Annotated in this window: 23 protein-coding genes, 18 tRNA genes and 2 rRNA genes (1 of these 43 cut by a window edge); 39 read left to right on the top strand and 4 right to left on the bottom strand. The window is 39.0% G+C overall.

Going from position 1 to position 25,624, the window contains the following annotated elements; genetic code table 11:
- The 20 genes from MKZ26_RS11160 to MKZ26_RS11065 all read left to right on the top strand — a co-directional run.
- A 23S ribosomal RNA gene (locus tag MKZ26_RS11160) occupies positions 1-1,705 on the top strand; it begins 1,227 nt to the left of the window's first position.
- Between the two features lie 145 nt (positions 1,706-1,850).
- Positions 1,851-1,966, top strand: a 5S ribosomal RNA gene (rrf, locus tag MKZ26_RS11155).
- 44 nt (positions 1,967-2,010) lie between these two features.
- Positions 2,011-2,085, top strand: a tRNA-Asn gene (locus MKZ26_RS11150).
- Positions 2,086-2,089: 4 nt separating this feature from the next.
- A tRNA-Ser gene (locus tag MKZ26_RS11145) sits at positions 2,090-2,181 on the top strand.
- A gap of 23 nt (positions 2,182-2,204) precedes the next feature.
- Positions 2,205-2,279: transfer RNA gene (locus MKZ26_RS11140), tRNA-Glu, on the top strand.
- A 165-nt stretch (positions 2,280-2,444) separates the two neighbouring features.
- Positions 2,445-2,520: transfer RNA gene (locus MKZ26_RS11135), tRNA-Val, on the top strand.
- Positions 2,521-2,546: 26 nt separating this feature from the next.
- Positions 2,547-2,621, top strand: a tRNA-Met gene (locus tag MKZ26_RS11130).
- Positions 2,622-2,702: 81 nt separating this feature from the next.
- Positions 2,703-2,777, top strand: a tRNA-Met gene (locus tag MKZ26_RS11125).
- 3 nt (positions 2,778-2,780) lie between these two features.
- Positions 2,781-2,856, top strand: a tRNA-Asp gene (locus MKZ26_RS11120).
- A 59-nt stretch (positions 2,857-2,915) separates the two neighbouring features.
- Positions 2,916-2,991, top strand: a tRNA-Phe gene (locus MKZ26_RS11115).
- 13 nt (positions 2,992-3,004) lie between these two features.
- Positions 3,005-3,080: transfer RNA gene (locus tag MKZ26_RS11110), tRNA-Thr, on the top strand.
- 13 nt (positions 3,081-3,093) lie between these two features.
- A tRNA-Tyr gene (locus MKZ26_RS11105) sits at positions 3,094-3,178 on the top strand.
- A gap of 5 nt (positions 3,179-3,183) precedes the next feature.
- A tRNA-Trp gene (locus tag MKZ26_RS11100) sits at positions 3,184-3,257 on the top strand.
- A 27-nt stretch (positions 3,258-3,284) separates the two neighbouring features.
- Positions 3,285-3,360: transfer RNA gene (locus MKZ26_RS11095), tRNA-His, on the top strand.
- 36 nt (positions 3,361-3,396) lie between these two features.
- Positions 3,397-3,472 (top strand) — tRNA-His (locus tag MKZ26_RS11090).
- A 34-nt stretch (positions 3,473-3,506) separates the two neighbouring features.
- Positions 3,507-3,582, top strand: a tRNA-His gene (locus MKZ26_RS11085).
- A gap of 10 nt (positions 3,583-3,592) precedes the next feature.
- Positions 3,593-3,664 (top strand) — tRNA-Gln (locus tag MKZ26_RS11080).
- 4 nt (positions 3,665-3,668) lie between these two features.
- Positions 3,669-3,743, top strand: a tRNA-Gly gene (locus tag MKZ26_RS11075).
- 8 nt (positions 3,744-3,751) lie between these two features.
- Positions 3,752-3,825 (top strand) — tRNA-Cys (locus MKZ26_RS11070).
- Positions 3,826-3,866: 41 nt separating this feature from the next.
- Positions 3,867-3,947: transfer RNA gene (locus MKZ26_RS11065), tRNA-Leu, on the top strand.
- A gap of 148 nt (positions 3,948-4,095) precedes the next feature.
- Here MKZ26_RS11065 and MKZ26_RS11060 read toward each other — a convergent pair.
- From MKZ26_RS11060 to MKZ26_RS11050, 3 genes are all read right to left on the bottom strand, one after another.
- Positions 4,096-5,208, bottom strand: coding sequence for a tyrosine-type recombinase/integrase (locus MKZ26_RS11060; RefSeq protein ID WP_340766235.1), 1,113 nt, complete (start codon positions 5,206-5,208; stop codon positions 4,096-4,098).
- A gap of 29 nt (positions 5,209-5,237) precedes the next feature.
- On the bottom strand, positions 5,238-5,741 hold the full coding sequence (locus tag MKZ26_RS11055; protein WP_340766234.1) for an ImmA/IrrE family metallo-endopeptidase: 504 nt from the start codon (positions 5,739-5,741) through the stop codon (positions 5,238-5,240).
- Positions 5,742-5,854: 113 nt separating this feature from the next.
- Positions 5,855-6,214 carry a helix-turn-helix domain-containing protein gene (locus MKZ26_RS11050; protein ID WP_340766233.1) on the bottom strand — a complete coding sequence of 120 codons (360 nt, stop codon included), beginning with the start codon at positions 6,212-6,214 and terminating at the stop codon, positions 5,855-5,857.
- A gap of 166 nt (positions 6,215-6,380) precedes the next feature.
- Here MKZ26_RS11050 and MKZ26_RS11045 point away from each other — a divergent pair, with 166 nt between their 5' ends.
- From MKZ26_RS11045 to MKZ26_RS11020, 6 genes are all read left to right on the top strand, one after another.
- Positions 6,381-6,602 (top strand): helix-turn-helix transcriptional regulator, encoded by a 222-nt coding sequence (locus MKZ26_RS11045; RefSeq protein WP_340767643.1) that lies wholly within the window; start codon positions 6,381-6,383, stop codon positions 6,600-6,602.
- 108 nt (positions 6,603-6,710) lie between these two features.
- On the top strand, positions 6,711-7,031 hold the full coding sequence (locus tag MKZ26_RS11040) for a DUF771 domain-containing protein (protein WP_009499463.1): 321 nt from the start codon (positions 6,711-6,713) through the stop codon (positions 7,029-7,031).
- 79 nt (positions 7,032-7,110) lie between these two features.
- Positions 7,111-8,040 (top strand): transcription termination/antitermination NusG family protein, encoded by a 930-nt coding sequence (locus MKZ26_RS11035; protein WP_340766232.1) that lies wholly within the window; start codon positions 7,111-7,113, stop codon positions 8,038-8,040.
- Entirely contained in the window at positions 8,037-10,253 is a 2,217-nt protein-coding gene (gene recD2 / locus MKZ26_RS11030) for an SF1B family DNA helicase RecD2 (RefSeq protein ID WP_340766231.1), read from the top strand. The genes MKZ26_RS11035 and recD2 overlap by 4 nt, the downstream gene beginning before the upstream one ends.
- A 7-nt stretch (positions 10,254-10,260) precedes the next feature.
- A complete protein-coding gene (locus MKZ26_RS11025) occupies positions 10,261-10,908 on the top strand; it encodes a MarR family transcriptional regulator (RefSeq protein ID WP_340766230.1) in 648 nt (215 codons plus the stop codon).
- Positions 10,909-11,661: 753 nt separating this feature from the next.
- The gene (locus MKZ26_RS11020; RefSeq protein WP_340766229.1) at positions 11,662-12,000 is read left to right on the top strand and encodes a PepSY domain-containing protein; all 339 of its coding nucleotides are present in this window, start codon (positions 11,662-11,664) and stop codon (positions 11,998-12,000) included.
- Positions 12,001-12,407: 407 nt separating this feature from the next.
- Here MKZ26_RS11020 and MKZ26_RS11015 read toward each other — a convergent pair whose 3' ends face one another.
- Entirely contained in the window at positions 12,408-13,025 is a 618-nt protein-coding gene (locus MKZ26_RS11015; protein ID WP_340766228.1) for a TetR/AcrR family transcriptional regulator, read from the bottom strand.
- A 167-nt stretch (positions 13,026-13,192) separates the two neighbouring features.
- On the opposite strand from MKZ26_RS11015, the gene MKZ26_RS11010 reads away from it, so the two are divergent.
- The 13 genes from MKZ26_RS11010 (at position 13,193) to MKZ26_RS10950 (ending at position 25,605) form a co-directional block, all read left to right on the top strand.
- Positions 13,193-14,365, top strand: a complete 1,173-nt coding sequence (locus MKZ26_RS11010) for a YhgE/Pip domain-containing protein (RefSeq protein ID WP_340766227.1) — start codon at positions 13,193-13,195, stop codon at positions 14,363-14,365.
- A 523-nt stretch (positions 14,366-14,888) separates the two neighbouring features.
- A complete protein-coding gene (locus MKZ26_RS11005) occupies positions 14,889-15,341 on the top strand; it encodes a metal-dependent hydrolase (protein WP_340766226.1) in 453 nt (150 codons plus the stop codon).
- Positions 15,342-15,360: 19 nt separating this feature from the next.
- On the top strand, positions 15,361-16,422 hold the full coding sequence (locus tag MKZ26_RS11000) for a ParM/StbA family protein (RefSeq protein ID WP_340766225.1): 1,062 nt from the start codon (positions 15,361-15,363) through the stop codon (positions 16,420-16,422).
- Between the two features lies 1 nt (position 16,423).
- Positions 16,424-16,792, top strand: a complete 369-nt coding sequence (locus MKZ26_RS10995; RefSeq protein WP_340766224.1) for a hypothetical protein — start codon at positions 16,424-16,426, stop codon at positions 16,790-16,792.
- A gap of 18 nt (positions 16,793-16,810) precedes the next feature.
- Positions 16,811-17,185, top strand: coding sequence for a hypothetical protein (locus tag MKZ26_RS10990; protein WP_340766223.1), 375 nt, complete (start codon positions 16,811-16,813; stop codon positions 17,183-17,185).
- A 16-nt stretch (positions 17,186-17,201) separates the two neighbouring features.
- Positions 17,202-17,645, top strand: a complete 444-nt coding sequence (locus MKZ26_RS10985; RefSeq protein WP_340766222.1) for a DUF5348 domain-containing protein — start codon at positions 17,202-17,204, stop codon at positions 17,643-17,645.
- Between the two features lie 24 nt (positions 17,646-17,669).
- Positions 17,670-18,359 carry a hypothetical protein gene (locus MKZ26_RS10980; RefSeq protein WP_340766221.1) on the top strand — a complete coding sequence of 230 codons (690 nt, stop codon included), beginning with the start codon at positions 17,670-17,672 and terminating at the stop codon, positions 18,357-18,359.
- Positions 18,360-18,422: 63 nt separating this feature from the next.
- On the top strand, positions 18,423-18,644 hold the full coding sequence (locus MKZ26_RS10975; RefSeq protein WP_099630314.1) for a hypothetical protein: 222 nt from the start codon (positions 18,423-18,425) through the stop codon (positions 18,642-18,644).
- Between the two features lie 49 nt (positions 18,645-18,693).
- Positions 18,694-19,905 carry a conjugal transfer protein gene (locus MKZ26_RS10970; protein WP_340766220.1) on the top strand — a complete coding sequence of 404 codons (1,212 nt, stop codon included), beginning with the start codon at positions 18,694-18,696 and terminating at the stop codon, positions 19,903-19,905.
- Between the two features lie 61 nt (positions 19,906-19,966).
- Positions 19,967-20,188, top strand: a complete 222-nt coding sequence (locus MKZ26_RS10965; RefSeq protein WP_340766219.1) for a hypothetical protein — start codon at positions 19,967-19,969, stop codon at positions 20,186-20,188.
- A 110-nt stretch (positions 20,189-20,298) separates the two neighbouring features.
- Positions 20,299-21,612 (top strand): TcpE family conjugal transfer membrane protein, encoded by a 1,314-nt coding sequence (locus tag MKZ26_RS10960; RefSeq protein ID WP_340766218.1) that lies wholly within the window; start codon positions 20,299-20,301, stop codon positions 21,610-21,612.
- Between the two features lie 26 nt (positions 21,613-21,638).
- A complete protein-coding gene (locus tag MKZ26_RS10955; protein WP_340766217.1) occupies positions 21,639-22,943 on the top strand; it encodes a hypothetical protein in 1,305 nt (434 codons plus the stop codon).
- A 73-nt stretch (positions 22,944-23,016) separates the two neighbouring features.
- A complete protein-coding gene (locus MKZ26_RS10950; protein WP_340766216.1) occupies positions 23,017-25,605 on the top strand; it encodes an ATP-binding protein in 2,589 nt (862 codons plus the stop codon).
- Positions 25,606-25,624 lie beyond the last annotated feature (19 nt).

Below are 25,624 nucleotides of genomic sequence, written 5' to 3'. Positions count from 1 at the left end.
AGTGGTAGGAGAGCGTTCCAAGGGCGTCGAAGCTAGACCGTAAGGACTGGTGGAGCGCTTGGAAGTGAGAATGCCGGTATGAGTAGCGAAAGAAGGGTGAGAATCCCTTCCACCGAATGCCCAAGGTTTCCTGAGGAAGGCTCGTCCGCTCAGGGTTAGTCAGGACCTAAGTTGAGGCCGAAAGGCGTAGACGATGGACAACAGGTTGATATTCCTGTACCACCTCCCCGCCGTTTGAGCAATGGGGTGACGCAGTAGGATAGGGTGAGCGCGCTGTTGGTTATGCGCGTCTAAGCAGTGAGGTGTGGAATGAGGCAAATCCCGTTCCTATAACATTGAGCTGTTACAGCAAGGGGATTTATCCCTGAGTCCCTGATTTCACGCTGCCAAGAAAAGCCTCTAGCGAGGCGGGAGGTGCCTGTACCGCAAACCGACACAGGTAGGCGAGGAGAGAATCCTAAGGTGATCGAGAGAACTCTCGTTAAGGAACTCGGCAAAATGACCCCGTAACTTCGGGAGAAGGGGTGCTCTGGTAGGGTGTTAAAGCCCGAGAGAGCCGCAGTGAATAGGCCCAGGCGACTGTTTAGCAAAAACACAGGTCTCTGCAAAACCGCAAGGTGAAGTATAGGGGCTGACGCCTGCCCGGTGCTGGAAGGTTAAGAGGAGAGGTCAGCGCAAGCGAAGCTTCGAATTGAAGCCCCAGTAAACGGCGGCCGTAACTATAACGGTCCTAAGGTAGCGAAATTCCTTGTCGGGTAAGTTCCGACCCGCACGAAAGGCGTAACGATCTGGGCACTGTCTCAACGAGAGACTCGGTGAAATTATAATACCTGTGAAGATGCAGGTTACCCGCGACAGGACGGAAAGACCCCGTGGAGCTTTACTGTAACCTGATATTGAATTCCGGTGCAGCCTGTACAGGATAGGTAGGAGCCTTGGATTCCGGAGCGCTAGCTTCGGATGAGGCGTTGGTGGGATACTACCCTGGCTGTATTGGACTTCTAACCCATGCCCCTTATCGGGGCAGGAGACAGTGTCAGGCGGGCAGTTTGACTGGGGCGGTCGCCTCCTAAAGAGTAACGGAGGCGCCCAAAGGTTCCCTCAGAATGGTTGGACATCATTCGTAGAGTGCAAAGGCATAAGGGAGCTTGACTGCGAGACCTACAAGTCGAGCAGGGTCGAAAGACGGGCTTAGTGATCCGGTGGTTCCGCATGGAAGGGCCATCGCTCAACGGATAAAAGCTACCCCGGGGATAACAGGCTTATCTCCCCCAAGAGTCCACATCGACGGGGAGGTTTGGCACCTCGATGTCGGCTCATCGCATCCTGGGGCTGTAGTCGGTCCCAAGGGTTGGGCTGTTCGCCCATTAAAGCGGTACGCGAGCTGGGTTCAGAACGTCGTGAGACAGTTCGGTCCCTATCCGTCGCGGGCGCAGGAAATTTGAGAGGAGCTGTCCTTAGTACGAGAGGACCGGGATGGACATACCTCTGGTGTACCAGTTGTCTTGCCAAAGGCATCGCTGGGTAGCTATGTATGGACGGGATAAATGCTGAAAGCATCTAAGCATGAAGCCCCCCTCGAGATGAGATTTCCCATTACGCAAGTAAGTAAGATCCCTCAAAGAAGATGAGGTTGATAGGTCTGGGGTGGAAGCACGGCGACGTGTGGAGCTGACGGATACTAATCGATCGAGGACTTAACCAATTTTGAAAAGGGCTTGATTACCCTGATTCGTGTAGCACAATGTCTGTTTTATTCAGTTTTGAGCGAACAAAATTAATTATTTTGTAAAAACGCTTGCAAGTAACAACAAGACATGATATAATTAATCTTGTCTTGTGGAAAATAGTTCAGTGACGATTGCGAAGAGGTCACACCCGTTCCCATACCGAACACGGAAGTTAAGCTCTTCAGCGCCGATGGTAGTTGGGGGTTTCCCCCTGTGAGAGTAGGACGTCGCTGGTCTGTTAGTCCAAAAGAAGATACTTAATGTATGTTCTTAATATTATTCCGCAGTAGCTCAGTGGTAGAGCAATCGGCTGTTAACCGATCGGTCGTAGGTTCGAGTCCTACCTGCGGAGCCATTTAGGAGAGCTGTCCGAGTGGCCGAAGGAGCATGATTGGAAATCATGTAAGCGGCTAACGCTGTTTCAAGGGTTCAAATCCCTTGCTCTCCGCCAGATTCATATAAATGATAAATTAAGGCCCCTTGGTCAAGCGGTTAAGACACCGCCCTTTCACGGCGGTATCACGGGTTCGAATCCCGTAGGGGTCACCATAACTTTTTAGAAATTCATCATTAAGCACGTAGACTTTAATTCAGTAATTCGAGCATAGCACACTCTCGTTGAAATTGAGAGAAGGAAGGAGCGTACATTAGTACGTGACTGACTGAGCGAATGAAGCTGACAAAGAGATGCGACGCTTATCGCAATTTTACCCAGGAGGATTAGCTCAGCTGGGAGAGCACCTGCCTTACAAGCAGGGGGTCGGCGGTTCGAGCCCGTCATCCTCCACCATTATTTAATTATATAAATACTATTGTCGCGGGGTGGAGAAGTGGTATCTCGTCGGGCTCATAACCCGAAGGTCGCAGGTTCAAATCCTGCCCCCGCAACCAAATTTTATCATGATACAGCAGATCATATAGCTGACATGTAAATGATTAGCTCTTTATCAAATGAATACATTATATTGTTGTCGCGGGGTGGAGAAGTGGTATCTCGTCGGGCTCATAACCCGAAGGTCGCAGGTTCAAATCCTGCCCCCGCAACCAAATGGTCCCGTGGTGTAGCGGTTAACATGCCTGCCTGTCACGCAGGAGATCGCCGGTTCGATCCCGGTCGGGACCGCCATTTTTATTTTTCTTATAAGGTTTAGAATAAGCTAATATCTTAATGTAAACCAAATATGTGGCTCAGTAGCTCAGTCGGTAGAGCAAAGGACTGAAAATCCTTGTGTCGGCGGTTCGATTCCGTCCTGAGCCACCATTTTAATATTTGTGCCGGAGTAGCTCAACTGGTAGAGCAACTGACTTGTAATCAGTAGGTTGAGGGTTCAAGTCCTTTCTCCGGCACCATTTACACCTATATGGTGGGGTAGCGAAGTGGCTAAACGCGGCGGACTGTAAATCCGCTCCCTACGGGTTCGGCGGTTCGAATCCGCCCCCCACCACCAGTTTTAGGGGCATAGTTTAACGGTAGAATAGAGGTCTCCAAAACCTTTGATGTGGGTTCGATTCCTACTGCCCCTGCCATTTTTTTTAGTATAATCTAATATTATGGCGATTGTGGTGAAGTGGTTAACACATCGGATTGTGGTTCCGACACTCGAGGGTTCGATTCCCTTCAGTCGCCCCATTTATCTATCCAATTAAAACAAACTTATATATCATGGCGATTGTGGTGAAGTGGTTAACACATCGGATTGTGGTTCCGACATTCGAGGGTTCGATTCCCTTCAGTCGCCCCATTTTATATTCAATTAAAACAAACTAGATATCATGGCGATTGTGGTGAAGTGGTTAACACATCGGATTGTGGTTCCGACACTCGAGGGTTCGATTCCCTTCAGTCGCCCCATTTATCTTTTTGGGGTATAGCCAAGCGGTAAGGCAACGGACTTTGACTCCGTCACTCGTTGGTTCGAATCCAGCTACCCCAGTTTCGCGGAAGTAGTTCAGTGGTAGAATACGACCTTGCCAAGGTCGGGGTCGCGGGTTCGAATCCCGTCTTCCGCTCCATCTTCTACGGCGGCATAGCCAAGCGGTAAGGCATGGGTCTGCAACACCCTTACCACCGGTTCGATTCCGGTTGCCGCCTCCAATTTTCTTATGTATCGTTGTTCGTGAACTAAATAGTGTTATGCCCGAGTGGTGGAATGGCAGACACGTCGCACTCAAAATGCGATGCCGTAAGGCGTGCCGGTTCAAGTCCGGCCTCGGGTATTTCCTGGTCTTTTCCAGTTAAGTTGAGTAAGACCTAAAGCATCTATAAACGTTGATAACACAGCGTTTGTAGATGCTTTTTCTTTTTGGTGAATACGATAGAAAACGATAGGTTTTGAAAAGTTTATGCACAAATAATGCACAAGGATTACACAAACATGTTCTCAAAGATTGAAATTGTTTCTTCTTCATCTTTTTCTCTCATCTCATCTAAGATGTGCGAATAGGTCTTCCAAGTTGTCTCTACATCCTTATGTCCAAGTCGTTCGCTTACATAGTTCATAGAAACCTTTTGATTGGATTCGCCACCATATAGAAGTACACTTGCATGCGTATGACGTAAGCCGTGCAAATTTAATTTTTTAATCTTTAATTCATCTAGTACTTTGTTTAATAATTTATTTACATTGGCATTGCTGATCACTTTATATTTTGAGGCTTGGCTATAGAAGACAAGATCAAAGTTATTTGTGGGAGTCGTGATAAATAGCTGTTCAAAAGTATCCATAGTAAATTTGTTAACTTTAATAACACGTATAGACTCATCGTTTTTTGTTGGTCCAAATCCTTCAGGCGAGTTCTTTGCATAGCCCCAAGTCTTTTCAATGTTAATTGTACTGTCCTCGAAATTGAAATCCTTCCTTGTCAGTCCCACCATTTCACCAAAACGCATACCTGTTGATAGCGCAAGTAACAAAACATAATATCCCAAACCCTTATCCAACCGATTGACAACTTCTTTAAAAAGCGCCTTGCTTTCGTAATAGCTAAGGTGTTTTTCTTCTGATCGCTTTGCTTGAACTTTCCACGTTAATGTAACTTTCCTTGTAAAGTCAAAGGGAATAATCATATCTTCTACAGCATCACGTATACAAGCCCTGCAATGATAATTTAGTTTCTCTACAGTTTCTTTACTGCGTGTGCTGCCGTAGTCATTAATGAACCCTTGATAATCTTGCCGTGTGATTTTTTGTAAAGGGGTATCTTTAAAGTATGCTTCTACTATTTCTAAGGACCGACCATAATGATATTTAGTTTGACCTTTTATATTCTTCTTATATAAATCAATCCACTCTTTGAAGTACCAAGCAAAAGGTTCTTCTTTTAAATTAGCTATAATGCCCCTAAGTAAACTTGCTTCGACTTCTCCAGCAGCCACTTGTGCTTCTTTTTTTGTTCGGAAACCACCTTTTCTAATTTGGTTTCCTTTATTACTAACTATATACTGCCAAGTTTTTCCCCGTTTTTGAAATGACGCCATTATTACTCTATCCCTTCAATTAATTTACTTTATAATCTATCCAAATAAAAAACTTCTTGATTTAGTAACCACTTTTCCAATCTAGCATCTGCAAATGTAGGTTCAACATTGAATAAAGTTGCAATAAATCCAACAGCTTCGCATTTAAGTCTTGGTAACTCTAAATGATTCAACATAAACGTTGGAATACAGAAGTGGAATGCAAATTGCTCTGCCTGCCATTCCTGATACTCCCGGAAAGGCTTGTTCATTGACCACTGATATCCTTCATGGCGCAAGATGTGAGCCAGTTCATGAGCAAAGTCTTGCCAAATTGCCTGTTTAGATTGGTTTTCATTTAAAAAGATCCGATAATCTCCACCTAAATTATTTGCTTCACTTGGTTCATCAAAGTAATAAATTTTTATTTTTAACATGGTAGAAAGATCTTCGATAAGATTGACATGATAAATCTGTGATGGCTCTGAGATTTTCAGAGAATCATAAATCGAAAAAACCTTTTCTTCTAATGAAGATAGATATGATGTTTTCAAATTTAATTCGACACCTTTACAATTTTTAGGAATGTATGTTCGTACGTTGGTTATAATAATACCCTATCTTGAATAAAAAGATAGGGTTAGTAACTCATATTTTAAAAGGTGTTTCATTTGTCCTCATTTTTAATAATATCCCACATTTTTCTCAACTTTTGTAAGTCTTCCTCATCAGAGTTAGGTAATTCTGAGTACCAACGTTTTAAGTCGGGATCTGAAATAGCTTTTTTAAACTCCTCGTCCTCTTTATCAATAGGTGAAGGGTTGTCAGTATTTTCAAGTAGGTAATCAATTGAAACATTAAAAAAGTTAGCTAACTTTTTAGTTGCTTCGTGGTCCGTTTCTCTCTGGTTGGTTGCACTTTCGTAATAACCATAAGCCTGTCTGGTAATACCTAAGTGTTTGGCCATATCATCTTGTGTGAGCTTTTTTTCTAATCTTAGTTTTTTTAATCTTTCTTGAAAACTCATAGTGTATCTCCTCAGAAAGTAATATTAAATATATTATACAGCAACAAGCTGTTGCTTTGTACTAACAGAAACAAAGTGTTGCAATTAACACTTGACAGAAACAAATCGTTGCGTATAATACAGAGTAGGTAATGCAACAAAATGTTGCTAATGGGTGGTGAGGTGAATCAGAATTAGATCATGGCTAAAAAGAGAACGTGAAAAGAAAAGAATTACTCAACAAAGTATAGCCAACAACGTTGGTGTTGAACGGCAATATTATGGAATGATTGAAAAAGGGGAGCGAAACCCTAGTCCGAAAGTGGCCAAAAAAATTGCAGTAGTTTTGGATATAGATTGGACTCTTTTTTTTGAAGAAGAAGGCAACAAATTGTTTCCCGTTGAATAGTGAAGTTAAATGGATAAAAGTTAGAACACGTTCTATAAAAGTTATCAATCCGTACTAGGCTTCAAATAGTGATTTATGCATGTAATTCAAAACAAGGAGGATTAACAAATGGTACAACAACTTTCAGTCAATCTTACAATTCCAATTCCACAAGATTCTGTATTGATTAGAAAGGTGGAACTAGAAGAACTAAGAAAACTAGAACTAAGTGGTGTGTATTGGAACATGAAAGAACTAGAACATCGTACAGGCAAAAAACACGAATGGTTGAAAGAAAATATTCTCTTTCGGCAGCAATTCCGAAAAGAGCTTGATAGCGAGAATGGGGGCTATGTTTATTATCCAAAAGGGAAAGGTCAGACTTGGTCTTTTCAAGCATCAAAGATGTCAGCTTTTCTTGATAAAAACTTTCATAGATTTTTCAAGTAACCGGGATAAGAAAAAATCATTAAGTAGTTGACATGCAATTCACATTACAAACGCAGAAATTAAGAAAGGATGAAGAGACATGACTTACTTTGTAGTTCAGGTTCGTAGCGGAGCGGAAATTGAAGTGAAAGAGATGTTGAATACTGTTTTGAATAGGGCAGGAGATTCAATGGTTAAAGCGATCTATGCAATGGAAACATTCACAGAAATTATTCGTGATGACAATACTGCTGTAGATCTTTCCGAGTTAAACACAAGTGATATTTCTGAACACTTGTATGTAAAAAGAATCCAAGCAGGTTTAAACAATCTTCGCATCGCTTGCGACAAACTGAAAGAATACAAAGATGCCAATTCTCTTGCCTTGCTGGAAACGTACAAAGACAGCATCCGTGAACTTTCTAAAGACTTGAGGGAAGTTCGAAAGAATACGAAGAAAATTAGCAGCGTAATTAGTGGATATATTTTAGTAGAGTTAAATGTAGATTTTTATTACTTCCCAGATAGTTTATGGCACTTAGTAAAATCTGTGCCTAACGTAACAGGAATACCAAGTAAGTACAATGTTCCACAAGAAGAAATCGATGCTTTCTTCCAACAGGTAGATATTACACCAGAAGTGGAAATGCAATTTGAAGAAATTCTATCAAGTGAAGAGTTTGTTGAAGCAAGAAACGAAATCCTGCATGAAGCGAATCAAGTAGTTGGTACTGTTGAAGAAAAAGTTTTACTCGAAAAAATTGATATTATTGCAACTAAAGTTGTTGATTCTGTAAATGAAATGAAAAATGACATTGATTCCTCTAACCCAATTATGAGAAACGTAGAACGATGTAAAGCGTTTATTCGTCGTAAACGTCAAACAGTAGTGATGCCTATGGATTTATTCTTGGCTCTTTATAATGATATTGAAAAACAAAACCTTATCCCAGCCCAAAGTTCTTTTGCATTTCTTAAACGCTTTAGATCCATATTGTATAGAGACGATAAGATGGTGAGTTTGGAATGAATGAATTCATTGGAATAGTTGTAAAGGTTCTTTATAGAAATGAGGATTTTCTGATTGCCAAATTGCAAACGGATAATGAAGAACTCACAATCAAAGGAAGCATTTATGGGGTAAATAAAGGTGAAGAAGTAAAGGTTCGTGGGACATGGGAAAATCACACGCAGTTTGGGAAGCAGTTTGTGGTAGAGTTTTGGGAAAGGCCGATTCCACAAACAAAAGATCAAGTGATTGCATTCCTAGCATCGCCCCTAATAAAGGGATGTGGGCCAAAACAGTCAGTGGTCATTGCTGAAAAGTTGGGTGAAGACGCTTTGATGATAATCAGCCAACAAGGCGAGGCGAGTTTACTAGGGATTAAAGGAATCGGGAAGAAACGCGCTAGTAACATTGTAGAAAGCGTTAGGTCTACGTTTGAGGTACAGAAAATCATTTCGGAACTACTTGTGTTCGGAATATCCGTTCGTATGGCGATGCGGCTGTATAAAGAATACGAGTCTAATACGGTAGCAGTAGTTACAGAAAATCCATATAAGCTAACAGAATTAAACTTGATAGGGTTCTTAAAGGCTGATGAAATTGCTCAAAAGATTGGTATATCACCCTTATCAGGATACCGCATTGATGCTTGTGTGAACTATGTTCTAAAAGAAACATGCTTCAGTTCAGGCCATTGTTATGTGTTGGAAGAAAGTCTGCTTGCGGAAGCTGCACGTGCATTAAACCATAATACGATTGAAGAGAACAAAGTTTCGATGGATGAATTAGCACAAAGTATTTACCGTTTAGAAGAGAAACATATCGTTATTGAAGACAATTGCGTTTACCCAAAGTTTTTATTCACATATGAAGACAGGTTAGCTCGGAAACTTTCAGAAATGAAGGGTTCGCGGGATGGCGTAGCATTGCCTTCGTTAGAAAAACAGATAACCAACTATCAAAAGAAGCAGGGAATCATCCTAGCTGAGAAGCAACGTGATGCGATTAGGCGGTTATTTGAAGAACAGATGTTAATACTCACTGGTGGTCCTGGAACAGGTAAGACAACCGTTATACGTGCCATGATTGACGTGTATAAAGAGTTGTATCCAGAATTGATTATATGCTTAGCTGCCCCTACAGGAAAGGCGAGTAGACAGTTGTCAGAAGTAGCTGGACATGACGCTTCTACAATCCATAGGCTCATAGGGTATCAGCAAGGTGAAATACCTACCTACAATTGGCAAGATAAACTTTCTTGCGATTTATTAGTCGTTGATGAAATGTCGATGGTGGATGTTCAGTTAGCAAGTTTACTGATGGACGCACTTGAAAATGATACGAAAATTCTCTTTGTAGGCGACACGGATCAATTGCCATCGGTTAATCCGGGAAACGTTCTAAGCGACATGATTCAGTCGGGATTACCAACAGTGGCTCTTACAGAAGTATTTAGACAAGCACAAGAAAGCCAAATCATAAGTAATGCCCATAGGGTTAATCAAGGTAAATCACTTCTTATCGATAGCGATAAAGGTGATTTTTATTTTATTCATCAAGAAGATCCAAAACGAATCGCAGGCTATATTGTAAGAAGTGCTTTACGTTTTCAAGAATTAGGTTATTCCATATCGGATATTTTGATTTTAAGTCCCATGAAAAAAGGACCTGCTGGAACAATTGCATTGAATGATCAGTTGAGAGACGCTTTAAACCCTGCTGACTCGACCAAAAATGAATGGAAGATAGGAAAAAACCTATTCAGACTCGGCGATAAAGTTATTCAGATTAAAAATAATCAATCTAAAGGCGTTTTTAATGGCGATATTGGTGTGATTACTAAAATTTCAAAAGAAGTAATTGAAAATAGTGAGACCGTTGAGAAAATGACATGTGATTTCATGGGAATAAAAGTATCATACGAAAAAAGCGAAACCAAAGAATTAGAATTAGGTTACGCAATCACGATTCACAAATCACAAGGCGGTGAAGCACCTATTGTCATAATCCCTGCTACGACAAGCCACTACGTTATGTTGGCTCGGAATTTAATGTATACAGGCATGACTAGGGCAAAAGAAAGACTCGTTTTGATTGGTACAGAAAAAGCGATGGAGATTGCTATAAGAAATAATAAACTGACAGAAAGAAACAGCGGCTTATCAAATCGTATCACCTCGTATACAGAATATAACAGCCGATTCAGTACGGGCAATGCAAGCGGTGAGAGGGGGTGATATAGAAATGGACATGCAGTACGCATTAGAAGCAGCAGAGAAGCATGCTAGACTTCGTGATGGTGAAAGTTTAGTTGATGTGGCTGCTGTAGCAATAGAAGAACAGAAAGCGAATGAGCAAGGTTACGCTCTTTACAAGTTGAAAAATAAAAACAAGGCATTATTTGTTCAAACAATTCAAGAAAACCTCGATGTGCTTATCAGGAAAGAATTCCTGACAAATGCAGAGTTAGGTTTTCTTTTTTCTTTGATGCCGTTGGTCCAACTACATTCAAATGGCATTACCGATAGAGAAACCGGACAATTTATGACAGTCTCAGAAATTGCAAAGTATTTAAATCGTGATCGAACAGGAATCAGTGCAACAATCCAAAGTCTTTTAGTAAAAGGGGTGTTATTCGAACTGGTAGATTCACAAGAGATTAAGGAACATAAAAGAAGCGTTACGCGAAGACCATTATTTATGAATCCCGAAATTATTTATGCCGGAGATCGGAATAGAATAAATGCTACATTATCAAAGTTAGTTATCGAATTTGACAAATTGGAAAGAAAAAAGGTATTGCTTTCCTGGAAATTATGGATAAAAAATGGAGAAGAGTTCGGAAGGTTGTACAGCAGAAAAAGCTATTTGGAATTCAAAAAACTTAAATGAATTAGCCAGGTGTCGAGAAAATACGTCACCCATTATTGTTGATTTATATAGAGTTTCAACACTTCTTTTAGAGGGTGTCGAAAAAAATCTACACCTTCTATGCGCATATTGAAGGGATTAATATGAAAAAGGGGTGTCGAAAAATATCGACACATGTGTAGATAAATCTCTACACGTAAAAGTCTGTGTAAACGTTGTTGTGAAAGGGTTTTTTGGGAATTTCAGGAAGTCTCTCTATCTCACTCTTATATATACAACTGCCATACTAGAATTTCCACCTGTATATTGAGCGTAAAGTTCGGAGGAAATTAGTTGTAATTTAAAGCGTATGATATGTCATTATGTTTTATAAAAGATTGCAAACCCTATTATTTTGCAGTAGTTTTGGAAATAGAAATTGGAACGAATTAAAACCTGGGCTGGAAAAAAGGGAAGGATTGCGATGTCTGCTCTTTCAGCTCTTCAATTATTCAGCCCATGTTTTAACGCATTCAACGCCATGATCCAAATTTATTATAGTGAATATTTATGTGAATCAAACCCGTTCAGTTGAGTGGTATAAAAGTTGAAGTAACGATTCAATTAGCATCAAGTTTAGAATGCTTTTCCTTTTTTGAAAGGTTATTTAGGGTATCTTTGCTATAATGATATTGAGTATTAGAAAAGTTCTTGAAGTTCAACAATCGGGCCAAATCGTGGAGTTTGCCTTCGATTTACATAACGATCAGGTAATTGACGAGGGAGAGCGATCATTTGAAAAAACTGTTACTTGTTTTAGTTATGATTATTGTGATGTTTTTTTTATACTCATATCAGTTACCAATTATGAGTACAGGGGAAGCGATAGATAGTGCAGAAAAACACTTGCAAAATCCACCAAAGGAGTGGGGAAAAACATTTTCAGATTATGATTGGAATGATACTGCATTAGAAAATGTTGTTGTATCACTAAATCAAAAGAATGGTTTCTGGAACAACTTAACAAATAGAATGAATTGGGAAGTCACGATAAAAAATAACGGCTCAGAGCCAACAGTTGTTATAGATGCTTATACGGGTAAACTTATTGATATATATGGACCATTAAACTAAGTATCCTATTTTACTGTTCAAGTAACGGGTTCATTTAAGGAATAAGTTTAGAAGCGACACTTAGTTGATTGGAGTGGAAGGCGGTGACTCCTGCGGGAATAGCATGAGCCTTGAGACCCCACAGGAGCGAAGCGACGAGGAGGCTCAAGCCATGCCCGCGGAAAGCGTCAGGGAAAGATTGAACTTTATCTTTCCGCACTTAGAGCCTGGAACGGAAATCAACGGGTTCATACTGCTATCTCGCTAACGGGCGCTATTGTTGAACATCAAAAGCCTAATTCCCACTAAACATACAAGGGATTGGGTTTTTTATCTTTCAAAATCCATTGACGACAAGTCGCACATTCTTATAACCACAATACAAAAGCAAAAAGACAGGTACAGTTTTCAACCTGTCTCTTTTGCATTCACTTTTTTAATCCAGCCGCAAAAAAAGGTCCGTTGATTGCAATTGTTGAAAGAACTTGTGCCATTTCTTGTGGGGATTCTTTCCTTCCGCTATTCAACCATTGCTGTATGACGCCTATATGAGCAGATGAGATATAGGAAGCTAAATACTGCTTGGGGACAAGTAAGTTATCCTCCTTAATAAATGGGTTTGGAATGTTTTCAAATAGTGTTTTCCACATGAAGTCTTTCAGTTTTGTCTGGAAAGATAAATCTCCTTTTGAACTTAACATTGCTTTCATAAAGCCGCTATTTTCATCCAGGTATTCGAAAATAGACACAGCGATGGGAAATGGGGTAACCGGTGTCGAATTAATTTCAAGTTCGGCAATGACACCTGGAAAATCACGTTCTACAATGTTAAACATGTCTTGCATCACTTCTTCCAAACATTTGTTTATAAGGTCAAACTTATCCTCATAGTGCGCATAAAAAGTGCCACGATTTATTTTTGCTTTATTGGTAATATCTTTGACTGTAGTTGCTTCAAATCCTTTTTCTTCAACTAACACTACTAAGGCATCGCGAATAGCAGTTTTTGTTCGAACCACTCGTAAATCCATTTTATTATCTTCCAAAGTAAAATCCTCCTTCCTTATAACCAACGGATGTATAGAAAGTGTTGTGTAACCAACACTTCTGCGGTTTTTGACTGTTGAATAAGACGCAGTCTCTATATATACTAAATATATAAACAACACGTTGTTCATTATCATAACTTAAATAGAAGGAGGAATAAATCAAAATGTTTAAAAACAGACTTGTTCTTTTAACACCTATCATTGCATTGGCCGTTGTTTTTATTTTCTCGCTCACATTATTCCCGTCAGTCCAAGTTCAGCCGAAAAAATTGCCCATAGCAATCTTTAATGAAGACCAAGGCGTAGAAATTCCTGATCAGCCAAAAATGAATATGGGAGAAACCATTGTCGAGATGATGACAGAAATGGCAAAGGCTGAAAAAGAGCCTGCTGTTAAATGGGTGAACGAAACGAGTATGGCGTCTGTTCAAAAGGGGTTAGATAATCAAAAGTATTATGCAGCCTTCGTGATCCCAAAAGATTTTAGTGCAAAGCAAGTATCCTTGCAGTCACCAGCGCCTGAGTCACCTGAAGTTGAAATCTATATCAACCAAGGAATGAACATGGCCGCATCAACAATAGCAGGTCAAGTGTTAAATGGCGTAGTTGACAACATGAACAATACGGTTCGTACGCAACTGCTAGAAGGATTTGAGGCACAAGGGGGGACTTTAACGGTAGAACAAGCATCAAGTTTAGCGATGCCTATTACAAAAACAGTAATACATGTAAATGAGGTTGGAGAAAACAGTGCAGGCGGTAACGCCCCTGTAACTTTATTCCAACCATTATGGATGGCAAGTTTGATTAGTGCTGCAATCATTTTTATGGTTGTTAGTAAAATGCCAGTCAGGACGAGAAATGAGAATATTAGGATGAAGTTTGGTCAAATTTTGATGGGCGCAATTGCTGCTTTGTTCATTGGATTTGGCTTAACTTGGATAGCGGATGGCATGTTGGGCTTAAATATTCCGAAGTTCATGGATACTGCTTTATTTTTATCAATTACATCCTTTAGTTTCTTCCTGATGATTTTGGCTGTCGTTTCATTAGTCGGGATTCCGGGGATTCCGCTCTTTATCTTAATGCTGTTCTTCGGTGCACCTTTATTGGCCTTGGCACCTGAAATGATGTCTTCATTTTACCAAAACTGGATTTATTCTTGGTTACCCATGCGATTTATGATCGAAGGGCTTCGAGAGTTGTTTTTCTTTAGGAAAGGCTTAACTTGGAGCACGCCTGTTTCCACGCTTGTTTGGATTGGCGTCGTAAGCATGTTAGTCGTAGTAGGTACTGCTTGGAAACAAGATAAGGTAGAAGTTCAAGATAATGAATAGCATCTGCTGCTAAATATTGCTTTGTCTTATGTAAAAGCCGTTTCCTGTATAGGGAACGGCTTTTAAAATTATGTAAAAAAATGATGTACCCCTTCTCCCTTTCCGTCAACTTGGCGTCAGAAACGGTATTGATTTTCAAGTTCGAGTTAACGAACTGAAAAACTATGATGTTGTATATTTGCTTAGAAGTGAATTTAAGTAGTTACTAGGTGTTATTCTACAATCGGGCGCGATTGTTTAAGAAGCACGATAAAATAATAACCAAAAAACGCTGAATAATTTCAGTGTTTTTTTGTTGCAAAAATCCCATGTATCACTCTTCAATTTCCCTTAAGCAGTATTTTGTACAACACAACTGAACGGGAATATGTGAAACGTAAAAACTTTTGTACCTGTCAAAAGCAATCGAAATGTTTTGGTTGTTTTTAAGAGGAACAAAATCATTAATAGGAAGGAAGGGGATATAAATTGGGATATGAAAAAATGAAGGAAGTAAACGATAATTTAGAATCGAGGTTGATTCATGGAATGGTCCACACATGTTTTATCAGGAATTGTAGCCGGATATACAGTTACGGGGGGTGATTGGCGAGGAGCGGTGGTAGGAGGAATTGCAGGTGTGCTGCCGGATCTTGATGAACCGAAGTCTAAGTTTGGAAAGTTGTTCTTCTTTATAGCTATACCACTTAATTCTATATTTGGTCATCGGACTTTTACACACTCCCTGCTATTTACGTTATTAGCAGGGATTTTTATATACCCGTTTACAGAATTATGGGTGGCTTTGTCAGTAAGTGCAGGGATACTTGCCCATATTGCAGGAGACATGTTAACCGGAAAAGTGAAACTCTTCTATCCGTCAGCTAAATCTGTCGGGATTGCAATTCCATCATTCAGTTTTATGTGGATAGACAGAATCACGAGACTGTTGCTTGTTATAGCGATAGGTTGGGTTGTACTTAAAAAAGTAATTTGAATTTATAGGAGGTAAAAAATTGGAAAACGTTGCAGTGGATTTAGGTTATGGCTATGTCAAAGCGATTTCATCATCAGGAAAGAGAATAATTTTTCCTTCGTTGGTTGGGAAAGGATACGACAGGGGAATTACAAATATCCTCGGAGATACACCAAACGACTTAGCGAATATACATGTATCAATCAAAGGTGAAGATTATTTTGTGGGAGAACTAGCAAATGAATCACGTTCTTTATCTCGTATCTTTGAACGTGAACGCTTTAATCATATGTACACACACATTCTACTTAATACGGCTATTCAACTTGTCACCGACGGAAGAGGGGGTTCTGTAAATTTGTCAACGGGACTTCCACTGGATTTCTACCAAGCCCAGGCAAAGGATTTTCAAACGTCTATTACGGGGATCCAATCCCAAATTGAATGGAAATCAGGTCCACTAATAGATGGCGCTAAACAAGTAAATATTGAACGCGCTTTAGTGTTTCCACAAGGTGCTTCAGCTATCTTTTCAGCATTAATTAATCACGATGGGAAATATACCTATCCCCATCTAATGAATCAAGGAACGCTTATCGGATTGGTTGATATCGGATTTAGGACAACGGACTTTGTTGTAGTTGAGATTCAACAGAACGGTTCATTTGTTCCTAAAGCAAAGCTATCTGGAACGGTGGACGACGGTGTAAACAATTTATATAGGGATATCCGTCAAGCCTATAAAACCAAAACAGGTGGTGCTGATTTAAGTGAACATTACATTTCACGCATTTTAAAAGACGAAAAATTGACATACAAAGGAGACAAAATTGATTTCAGTAATATCATTCAGTCGAGTAAGAAATCCATTGCCACTAATATTGTTGACCGATTAAAAAATGTATGGGCTGAAGAATCTGATCTATTTGATGCGATATTCTTGGCCGGTGGTGGAGGAGAACTCTTTGAGCCATTCATCCAGCCTCACTTTGATAATCGATTGGTTAAGATTACTGAAAGCCAGTTTGCAAACACCATCGGTTATTTAAGATTAGGAAAATCAGTATTTGAACAATTAGAGCGTCGAAATTCAGTGATTTGATATGAGTGTTAATTGGGAGAAGCGATATAGCTTTCGTTTGCAAGAAGAGGATAGAGAAATTTATAAATTACTTCAACAAGTCCCGGATAATAAGCGAAGTGAAACAATTCGGCAGATGCTGAGGTTCGCTTTTCGTACGATGTCGGAAGGAAAGAAAACGGAGCAAGGAATCCAAGATCTTTTGGCTGAAATAAAGTCGTTAAAAGAAAATCAAGAATTGCAACATCAGGAGTTGCTAGTGAAGATAGTGAATGCTGTAGCAATTAAAAGTGAAGAAGTAAACAAACCTGACGACAATAAAATGAATGAACAGGCGATTGACGATAGCGCGAGTGCGATGCTATCGTCTTTTGGTGTTAATTTTGATTAATTAAAGGGAGGTGTTGAAATGGGTAGGACAAAAGAAGAGTTGCGTGAAAGAAAAAAGAAAAAGTTTTTGAAAGTATCTGAAACGCTGAGAGTGTGTGACTCCTGTGAATATAGAGGTTTAGTAATGACGGGGGATAGCTCACAAATCAAGACACTTGTCGAAACGATTTGTGGGGGCTGTCCCAACTATAAAAGAATGCGAAGCGTAGGTGACGAGCTATGGCATACAGATACGAACATCGAAGCAATTCTGGAAAAGAAACAAGAGATTACAACTCAAGAAATACGAACGCTGCTTGAAGAAGGCGTAACAAAAAAGAAAATTAGAGAGGCATTAGGGTTCCACTCAGTTATTGAATTTAGGGAGTTCATATTAACGATTGCGAATAAATAAGAGGGGGGATTTTAAAATGAAGTTAGTAGAAGATACCGTAGGAAGCTACCGCAAAGCAGGTAGTACAATAAAACGGCTTTTGAAGGAAATGGATGAACTGATGGATAACATCAATGTTTTTAATTTGAATGCGGAAGATGTGCAAAGGTATTTCACGCTGTATAAAGCTAAATTAGGACTTGAAGAAGCATATGCATCAATTGTTGATTTGAGTAAGGAAATTCAAATTGAAGGCTATTTACGAAGAAATAGTAGGGACAGGTATGAATTAAATAGCTTTGAATTAACAAGTGGTGCTTTTCTTGATCTTTGGCAAGAGGATTTAGAAATGAAAGAAGGAGGCTATTACAAGCTCTGTAGGATTGAGCATCACGGAACAGATTATTACTGCGTAGAAATGCCAGAAGTAAATTTAGAAGGATTGAAAGCGCGTTACAGAGTATCATTATTATCAATTTAAATTGAAAGGAGTAATCTCGTGCTATTGAATATAGAAGAAACCTATAGAACTGTGATACTAAAAGAAATGTTAGAAAATGAATTAGTAGAATTGGAAACAGCTTATAAGAATCCAATGGATGAAAGGACCGTAAGTAAAGCAACAGTACGCAAAATGGTAAAACACCTTTTCATATGGGTGCCGATTTTCATGGTGCTTGTTAATTATATCCGCAATGGTGTGGATCTTTTTATTTTCATCTACACACCTGTTTTTCTGTTCTATACAGCAATATATACTGCGATAATTGTTCTGTTTATTTATGCCTATAACTTTATTGTTAGGAAATATAACAAATCCAGAGCAGGAGCAAATGAAACATCACTTTTCTTTGAGCAAAATATAGCAGCGCTTCAAACAAATATTAAGACGGTAGAAAATGCGTTAATGACTAAATCTACTATAATCCCTTTGTATCATTCAAAAGAGAAGTTGGTGAAAATGATTGAGTATATGAAGAAAGGACGAGCAAGAACAGAAGAGGACGCTATAAAAATATTTAAAAAAGAACATTCGAGTTATATCCAGCCAGATGCTACTAAGCGAAATAAACGTTTTAACAATCAAGAAGGACTAACAAGGAAATTGAATCGTTTTGGTCGTTTCATAAGCATGATATTTTTTGCTTCGTTAATTGCAAAGAGTCTAAATAGATCAAGCTCCCCTAAAAGATAGGTTAACTATTCATATTAATAAAAGGGGAAATCATCGTGCAATTCCTTGAAGGGAGGTGAATTCGTGTTTAAAACAATTATCGGAATCATCCTAATGATATTCTTAATCGCTGTTGTCGGTAGTCTATTATTAGAACAGTTTCCAACCTTAGTCCCGTTGTGGGAGGAACTGAAAATGCACATCGGTACTCTTTATGAATCATCCCTTGTTAAATATGGGACAATCACTACGCTGCTATTAATTGTCGCTATTTTTATTATGGTAGGAAGTTCAAAAAGAATGTGATGGGTCGTGTAAAGTTTGAACAAAAAGAAAAGAAGGAGGTCCACAAAACTTGCGGAAGAAGTTAGGGAAATCCAATGGAAAAAAGGATGGTATTGTAAAAAAGTCGATGGATGTATTCAAAAAGTCATCTGAAAATGAAAAACGTAAAAAAGAGATGCGGAAACTTGAAAAGAAAAGCAAACCGAAAGGGTATCGAGCCAAAAAGCTAGGTGCATTTACTTTCTGGATGCTTTTTTTGTTTATGCTTTTTATTGTTGTCGTAAATGTGTTTTCATCCAGTGGGAGTTCGAATGCCGGCAATGAAGCGGATAATCTACAGGTGAATAAAGCTTTAGCTGCTGAGGGGGTAGAGTTTTCAAAAGGCTTTGTAGCAGAATACTTCACATGGAATAATGGTAATGAAGATCGTGCTCAACGAAAAATGAAGTTAAGTTATTATTTGCCCGAAAAGTTAAGTGATCTTGCCGCAACAGGTGATAAGAAGTGGAATTCAAAGATTTTACGAGAAAATATACATTTAAAAGAAGTTGAAGATCTGGGGGACAATCGAGCACGAGTCATTTTTCAAGTTAAAATAAATTTTGAAAATCCTACCGGTAAAGAAAACAAGGAGAATGATAAAGCGACAGAAGATGAACCCGTTGTGCCTGAAAAGATTGAAACAGTGAAGTATATATCTGTTCCAATCTTATATGACGTTGAAGAAAGTCGTTTCGCAGTTTATGAACTTCCAAGCTTCACGTATATGAATGAAGAGATAGTAGGTAAAGGTATTGAGTCTGAAACGGAGGGGTTAAAACCGATTAATGATGGAAGCATGCAAAACATTCGGGCTTTCCTGGAAACGTTTTTCGAAGCGTATGCAAATGATACAAAAGACAAGTTAACATACATTGTTGAGGACCCTAAACATCAAAATGGTCTTAATAAAACAATGGATTTTGTTAGCTTGAAGAATACAGAAATATTTGAGGGTAAGAAAGTGAGTGAGAAAATTGTAAGAACGGAGGTTGTGTTAGCGGACCCCAATACAGGAATCGAATTTATATCGACCTACATTCTTGTATTGGTTGAAAAGGAAATGCGTTACACCGTGTTATTCATAAACAATAAACAATACATTGATGAGTTAAAGAGCAAGAAAAAAGCAGAAGCAGAAGCAGAAATTGAAAAAGGTATGGAAGTCGAGGAAGATAATCAGGATCAAAATCACGATGCTGAAAGCAATCGACTGGATAAAAATGATACAGAAAATGAATAAGCAGTATGTGGGTGCAGACAATTGTGTCTGTATTTTTTTATTTTAAAGGGAGGTGAATTGTATGAGTTTAGAAGGGTTATTTACATGGTTCTCACAAGAAATCAAGTGGGCATTATTCATCGTTCTTTTTGTTGCATTGATTGTGACAGCATTTAAGAGAGCATGGATTGCGATGATTGGTGTTGTTATCGGCCTTGCGTTCATCGGAATCTTCATTGTACAACCAGAAATATTAATTAACATATCCGAATTTATTGCTGAGAAATTGAATTTAGGTAACTGAATTTATTTGCTTTACATGCAAGAGGGCTTGTACTAATAGAGCGCCTCTTGCCATTTGTTTTGAAGTAGACAGCTTGGAGGTGAAAAGACATAAACAAGATTCCGTTATATGTGCTGAATAACTTCATTCGTTTTGAACGTCAGCTCTATCAAATATTCGGGTTAGAACTAGGCAGACCAATCCGGTTAAAAGCGGTTTTGTATTTCTTTGTGATAGCAATCGTGGAGGCTACTATCTATTTTACCCCTGGAATTGGGCGGTTAGTTAATTGGATACCTGTAGGGATCTTAATTCTTATACCAATAGGATTGGCATGGTTACTTGCAGATGTAGGAACGGAAGGTAGATCACCCGTAAACTTCTTTCGTTCTTTTATTTTGTATCAAGCAAGAAAGATAAAGGACAGCTCGGTTTATAGAGGTAGAGAAGTTGATAAAGAAAAGGATTATCAATTTCATAACTACTTTACTTTTAATGAACTTGTACATCCAGAAAGTGATGATGTATCTATCGCAACAGAGGTTGATGAAAAACGAAAGAACGCAATTGAATATATGAAGAGAATTCCAGATAAAGGAAAAATGGCTAGTGTGGAACAAGTCAATTATAAAAATAATGAAACAGAGGTGGTCGAGAAGGTGGCAGATGAACAACTACCAGAAATAGAAACGGAGCAATTACAAGCAGAAAAGCATCCGGAAAAAGTCGGAAAGCGAATAAATCGGAGCCCACTTGTGACAACTGGTATTACTGTTCTTTTCACAATAGTACTAAGCGTCGCATTGGTTTTCGGTTTCCTTTATACATTGACGGATTTTAAGTTCGGTGAAGCTAATGCCATCGCTAACAATTTGGATTCGCCTCATGAGGTAAATAAGGATGGTACAGAAAAAATAGTTTTGCCTATTGATGAAAACCTCATTTTAGGATTACGGGCTGCGGCTATTCAAAAATATGGTGATGCAGTTAAAAACTTCGATAAATTAGACTTTGATGAATTGGAAAAAGCAGATAGAAATGCCGTGTTGTTTACGTATTTAATGTCAGGTAATACACAAAAAGCATTAGATTATGTTCCAGAGTTTGATAAATCAATTGTTGGTTACTATGTCGTGAAAAAAGAGCTCAAGTTACTACTAGATTTACAAACTGATTCTGCATTAATCACATTTGAAGTTGCTGCGTTAAATAACGATTACGAAAAGGTAATTGAATATCAAAGTGCAGAGAGAATGGAGATGGATGATAGACGAGCTTACATTATTGCTGATGCCTATATCGCTTTAGGACGTGAAGATGAGGCTCTTGAATTTGCGAAAAGCATTGATGATAACTCATTACACTCATATATCAAGGAGAAAACGGATGCCAAAGGCATGGAAGAAGAGAAAAAAGAAGCTGAAGAATCTAAGGGGAAAGTATAAAAAGGTATTTCATAGGAGGAGTTTACTTGTCAATTGAAAATAAAGATATGAAGAAGAAAGTGACGGTGGTTGGAGCAATTGCCCTGTCAGCCGTATTAGCTAGTGGTGTAGGATATACCAGCTATAACATATTGAAAGAAAAAACCACAGAAGAAAAAAATGAAGAGCAGATCAAGAAAGAGGATGATGGTGAAGTCGTTGAGAGGTATACTTTCGACGAGGAATTAACAGAAACTGAAGATGTCCTTGAAGTGATGATTGCACAGGCCGCTAAAAATGAAGAATCTGATGTAACATTCTTTGATGATGAATACTTGGATTTGGACGATTCCATTGCGAATGTTAAAAAGAATGATGTCCAAAACATATCTTTCTTTAATGAGGAAGATGATTTTAAAGAACTGAATGACTCCATTATTGCTGTTGCAAAAGAGGAAAAAACTAAAATATCTTCCAACGATGTAGCAATGACAGAACCTGTGCTAAAGGATTCCGTTGTGCCGGAAGAAAATATAGAGACAGTGGAGCTTGAAAAGCCAATTGAATCCGTGCAATCAACTAAACCAGTAGATTTTAAGAAGCCGATAGAGCAAGAGAAACCATCTAATCCGGTTATTTCGGAACCGGTAGAACAAGAAGAAACAACAAACCCAATTGAATCTCCGAATCCAGAAGAACAAACTGTACCGCAAAAACCGCTAGTTCCAGCAAAGCCAATGGAACCTGAAGTACCGACAATTCCGGAAGAACCAGAAGCACCAACAAATCCAGTGTTACCAACAGAGCCTGAGAATCCAGTAGAACCTGACGTACCATTAGAACCCGAGGATCCTATAATTCCAGAAGACCCAACGGACCCTGTGGAACCAGAAGAACCGGAGGAGCCAGTAGTTCCTGTTGATCCAGCAGAACCAGAGGAACCAATAGAGCCAGCTGAACCAGAAGAACCGACAGACCCGGAAGAGCCAACTAATCCAGTAGAACCTATTGAACCCGAATACCCGACTGATCCGGAAGAAACGGAGGATCCAACTGAACCTATTAATCCCGAGGAACCGGTAGAACCAGTAGAACCGTCAGAACCAGAAATACCTACTATTCCAGTAGAACCTGCCGATCCTGAAGTTCCCACAGAAACAGAAGACCCAACGGAACCTGTACACCCAGTGGAACCGATTGACCCAATTGAACCAGAACTTCCAACAGTTCCAGTAGAACCTGGAACTCCAAATACAGAACTGGAAGAACCAGCAGAACCGACAAACCCTACAGATTCGGAACAACCAGAAGAACCCGTTATTTCTATCGGACCGAACGAGGATGCAGAATAACGATAACGAAAGAAGCTGTGTTTAATTTGCGGCTTCTTTTGTTATTAAAAAACTATGAAGGAAGTGGAACACATTGAAAATCGAGTTTCCGATTAAACATATAGAAAATAATTTAATATTTGCCCATGATAGAACAGTTTGGGCATATTACAAAATAGACGGATTTAATTATGACTTCTTAGAAGACGATGAGAAAATAATCCCATTTCAACAACAGATGTCTTTTCTAACAAACATCGGTCTTGATTTACATTATTTAGTGATTCCTAATCCGACGAATATTACAGGTATTTTGAACGCTACAATTAATGAAATGAATATGAAAAGTTATCCGTTGAAAGAAAATGGCATTCAGTATATAAATCAAGTCAAAAGAGCTTTAGAAAATGAACGAGAATTGAATGAGTCCAGTGAGTATCATCACTACATTGGTATTCAGCTAGATCCCGAGAAAAATAAATATGCTTCAGGTAATGCTGGTATCAACGCCCTTACATCTGTTAAGAAGTTTATTGAAGGCTTCAGTTCACCGTTATATCAAGCGGTCGGTTTGTATCCCGATGACATTTTAGAAAGCCAAATAAAAGCTTTTCAAAGCCAAGCGGTGTCAATCGAATCAACAATAGCTAACTCATTCGGTTCACGGATTCAAAAAGTAACGACGGAAGAATTAGTATTTATTATTGAAAAAAGTTTTAGCACAAGAAATAACAATACGGATGTTCAGCTTCGTAATTCATATGAAATTGGTAAAGAAGTTGAAGGGATTGATAAACAAGGAGAGAAATATAAAGCGATTCGTAATAATAAGAAGGAATTCTTTGATGTGCAAAATACGAATATCAAAGAAATTGGTCCTAAGACATTGATGTTGAGTCGGATTACTGATGCGAATGAGATTGAAAGTCTGTATTGTCAATACTTAACGATTGAATATATGGACGATGTTCAGCATCATCCCGGTAGTGAATGGCTATACCGGATTCAATTGCGAATGCCTTTTCCGTTAACTGTTTCGATTCGCGCGGAAAATCAACCGAATGAAATAATTAAGAAAAAATTAAGTAATGCAAAGTTGGAATTCAAAGATCAACGCAATGAAGCTCAAAAGGGCGGTCAAGACGTGGATATGAGTGTCGATGTTTCACAAAGTGGAACAATCCAAATGGAAAATTATTTTAAGCAAACAGGATTTCCTGGATTTGCTGTATCGTTCGTCTTTAAAGTAACTGCCGAAACCGAAGAACAATTAAAGACGAGGGTTGGTTTGTTGCGAAATGAATTATCAAAGTACGGCCTGAAAATTGTCGCTCCTTATGGTGAGCAAGTTCATTTCTTATTAGAAGCTATTCCCGGTTCAAAAAAGTATCACGATGATTATAAGATGGAAGTTGCTCCTGGTGTGTTAGCTGGAATGATGTTCGGTGCTACTACAAACATTGGGGATAATCGAGGATTCTATATCGGACATACTTCACAGTTTTCAAAGCCAGTCTTCATCCAGCCCGATTTAGCAGCCAAGGCATTTGATGGGCTTGGTAACGTAGTAGATTCAATTTCAGTTCTCGTTGCTGGGATGACGGGACGAGGAAAATCCTTCTTTATGAATTTGTTTATTTATCTTGCAACACTTACTGGCTCCAAAGGGTTAATCATAGATCCTAAAGGTGATAGAACAGGATGGGATAAGGGACTCCCGTTCATTCCGAAAGAGTTCATAGAAGTTTGGACGCTCGGTTCTGATCCCGACGATGCCGGTTCACTTGACCCATTTAGAACAAGTACAAGTATTGAGGAAGCGAAAGACATTACTATGGACATTCTTTCGTATCTGGCAAACATTAATTTGAACGAAGATGCTTACAATATTTTGAGTGAAGCAGTTGAAGAAGTATCAAATGAAGATGATCCATGTATTGGAAGGGTTCTAACCTATTTACATGAGTTGTATGACCGTCGTCCAGAAAGTATGTCGAATAGCCGCTATGAAGCACTAGAACGGCTGAAAGGTACGCTAGAGACGTTGAAACGCAATCAACTCTCCATGTTGTTATTTGGGGAAGTGGGGCAAAACTTTAAAGTGTTAGAACATGACAAACCGATTCAAGTACTTATGATTCAAAACCTTAACTTGCCATCATCTAGTGAGAAGAAGAACGCTAGAACGATTCACAAAATATCGGAAGCAATTATGATTTCAATCACTGCTTGGACAAAGCAATACATGTTTAAAAGCGATAGAGGTACACACAAGTTCATTCTACAAGACGAAGCAAGTGCAATTGAACGAAGTCCAATTGGGGCTGAATTAATGGACTTTATTGTCCGAATGGGTCGATTCTATAACACGACTTTGATTAAGGGGTCGCAAAATGCTTCTGACCATGGAAATGATGTTGCGAACATGGGAATGAAATTTAGTTTTGGATTGCGTAAAACTAGTGAAGCGGAAGAAATGTTAAGTTATTTGAACCTACCCAAAACAAATGCAAATATCGAAACGTTAAAAGCATTGGATCGTGGTGAAGCTTTATTTCAAGATATTTATGGTCGTTCTGCCGTTGTGAAAATTAATCCGGTGTTTGTTGAGTTATTAGATGCATTCGATTCTTCTACGTCATCAGAAGAGGAAAGGGAGCGTGAAAAAGATAGAGTAGTATGATAATATACAACTCAACGAA

Origin of the sequence: Sporosarcina sp. FSL K6-6792, assembly GCF_038004885.1 — a bacterium.
Taxonomy (GTDB): domain Bacteria; phylum Bacillota; class Bacilli; order Bacillales_A; family Planococcaceae; genus Sporosarcina; species Sporosarcina psychrophila.
The sequence above is the reverse complement of the archived record's forward strand: the minus strand, read 5'-3'. Positions and strand labels throughout refer to the sequence as shown.

Coding starts and splice junctions, on each gene's coding strand:
- MKZ26_RS11060 (WP_340766235.1), bottom strand. CDS start 5,208: ATGGCGTCATTTCAAAAACGGGGAAAAACTTGGCAGTATATAGTTAGT.
- MKZ26_RS11050 (WP_340766233.1), bottom strand. CDS start 6,214: ATGAGTTTTCAAGAAAGATTAAAAAAACTAAGATTAGAAAAAAAGCTC.
- MKZ26_RS11040 (WP_009499463.1), top strand. CDS start 6,711: ATGGTACAACAACTTTCAGTCAATCTTACAATTCCAATTCCACAAGAT.
- MKZ26_RS11035 (WP_340766232.1), top strand. CDS start 7,111: ATGACTTACTTTGTAGTTCAGGTTCGTAGCGGAGCGGAAATTGAAGTG.
- recD2 (WP_340766231.1), top strand. CDS start 8,037: ATGAATGAATTCATTGGAATAGTTGTAAAGGTTCTTTATAGAAATGAG.
- MKZ26_RS11025 (WP_340766230.1), top strand. CDS start 10,261: ATGGACATGCAGTACGCATTAGAAGCAGCAGAGAAGCATGCTAGACTT.
- MKZ26_RS11010 (WP_340766227.1), top strand. CDS start 13,193: ATGTTTAAAAACAGACTTGTTCTTTTAACACCTATCATTGCATTGGCC.
- MKZ26_RS11005 (WP_340766226.1), top strand. CDS start 14,889: ATGGAATGGTCCACACATGTTTTATCAGGAATTGTAGCCGGATATACA.
- MKZ26_RS10995 (WP_340766224.1), top strand. CDS start 16,424: ATGAGTGTTAATTGGGAGAAGCGATATAGCTTTCGTTTGCAAGAAGAG.
- MKZ26_RS10990 (WP_340766223.1), top strand. CDS start 16,811: ATGGGTAGGACAAAAGAAGAGTTGCGTGAAAGAAAAAAGAAAAAGTTT.
- MKZ26_RS10985 (WP_340766222.1), top strand. CDS start 17,202: ATGAAGTTAGTAGAAGATACCGTAGGAAGCTACCGCAAAGCAGGTAGT.
- MKZ26_RS10965 (WP_340766219.1), top strand. CDS start 19,967: ATGAGTTTAGAAGGGTTATTTACATGGTTCTCACAAGAAATCAAGTGG.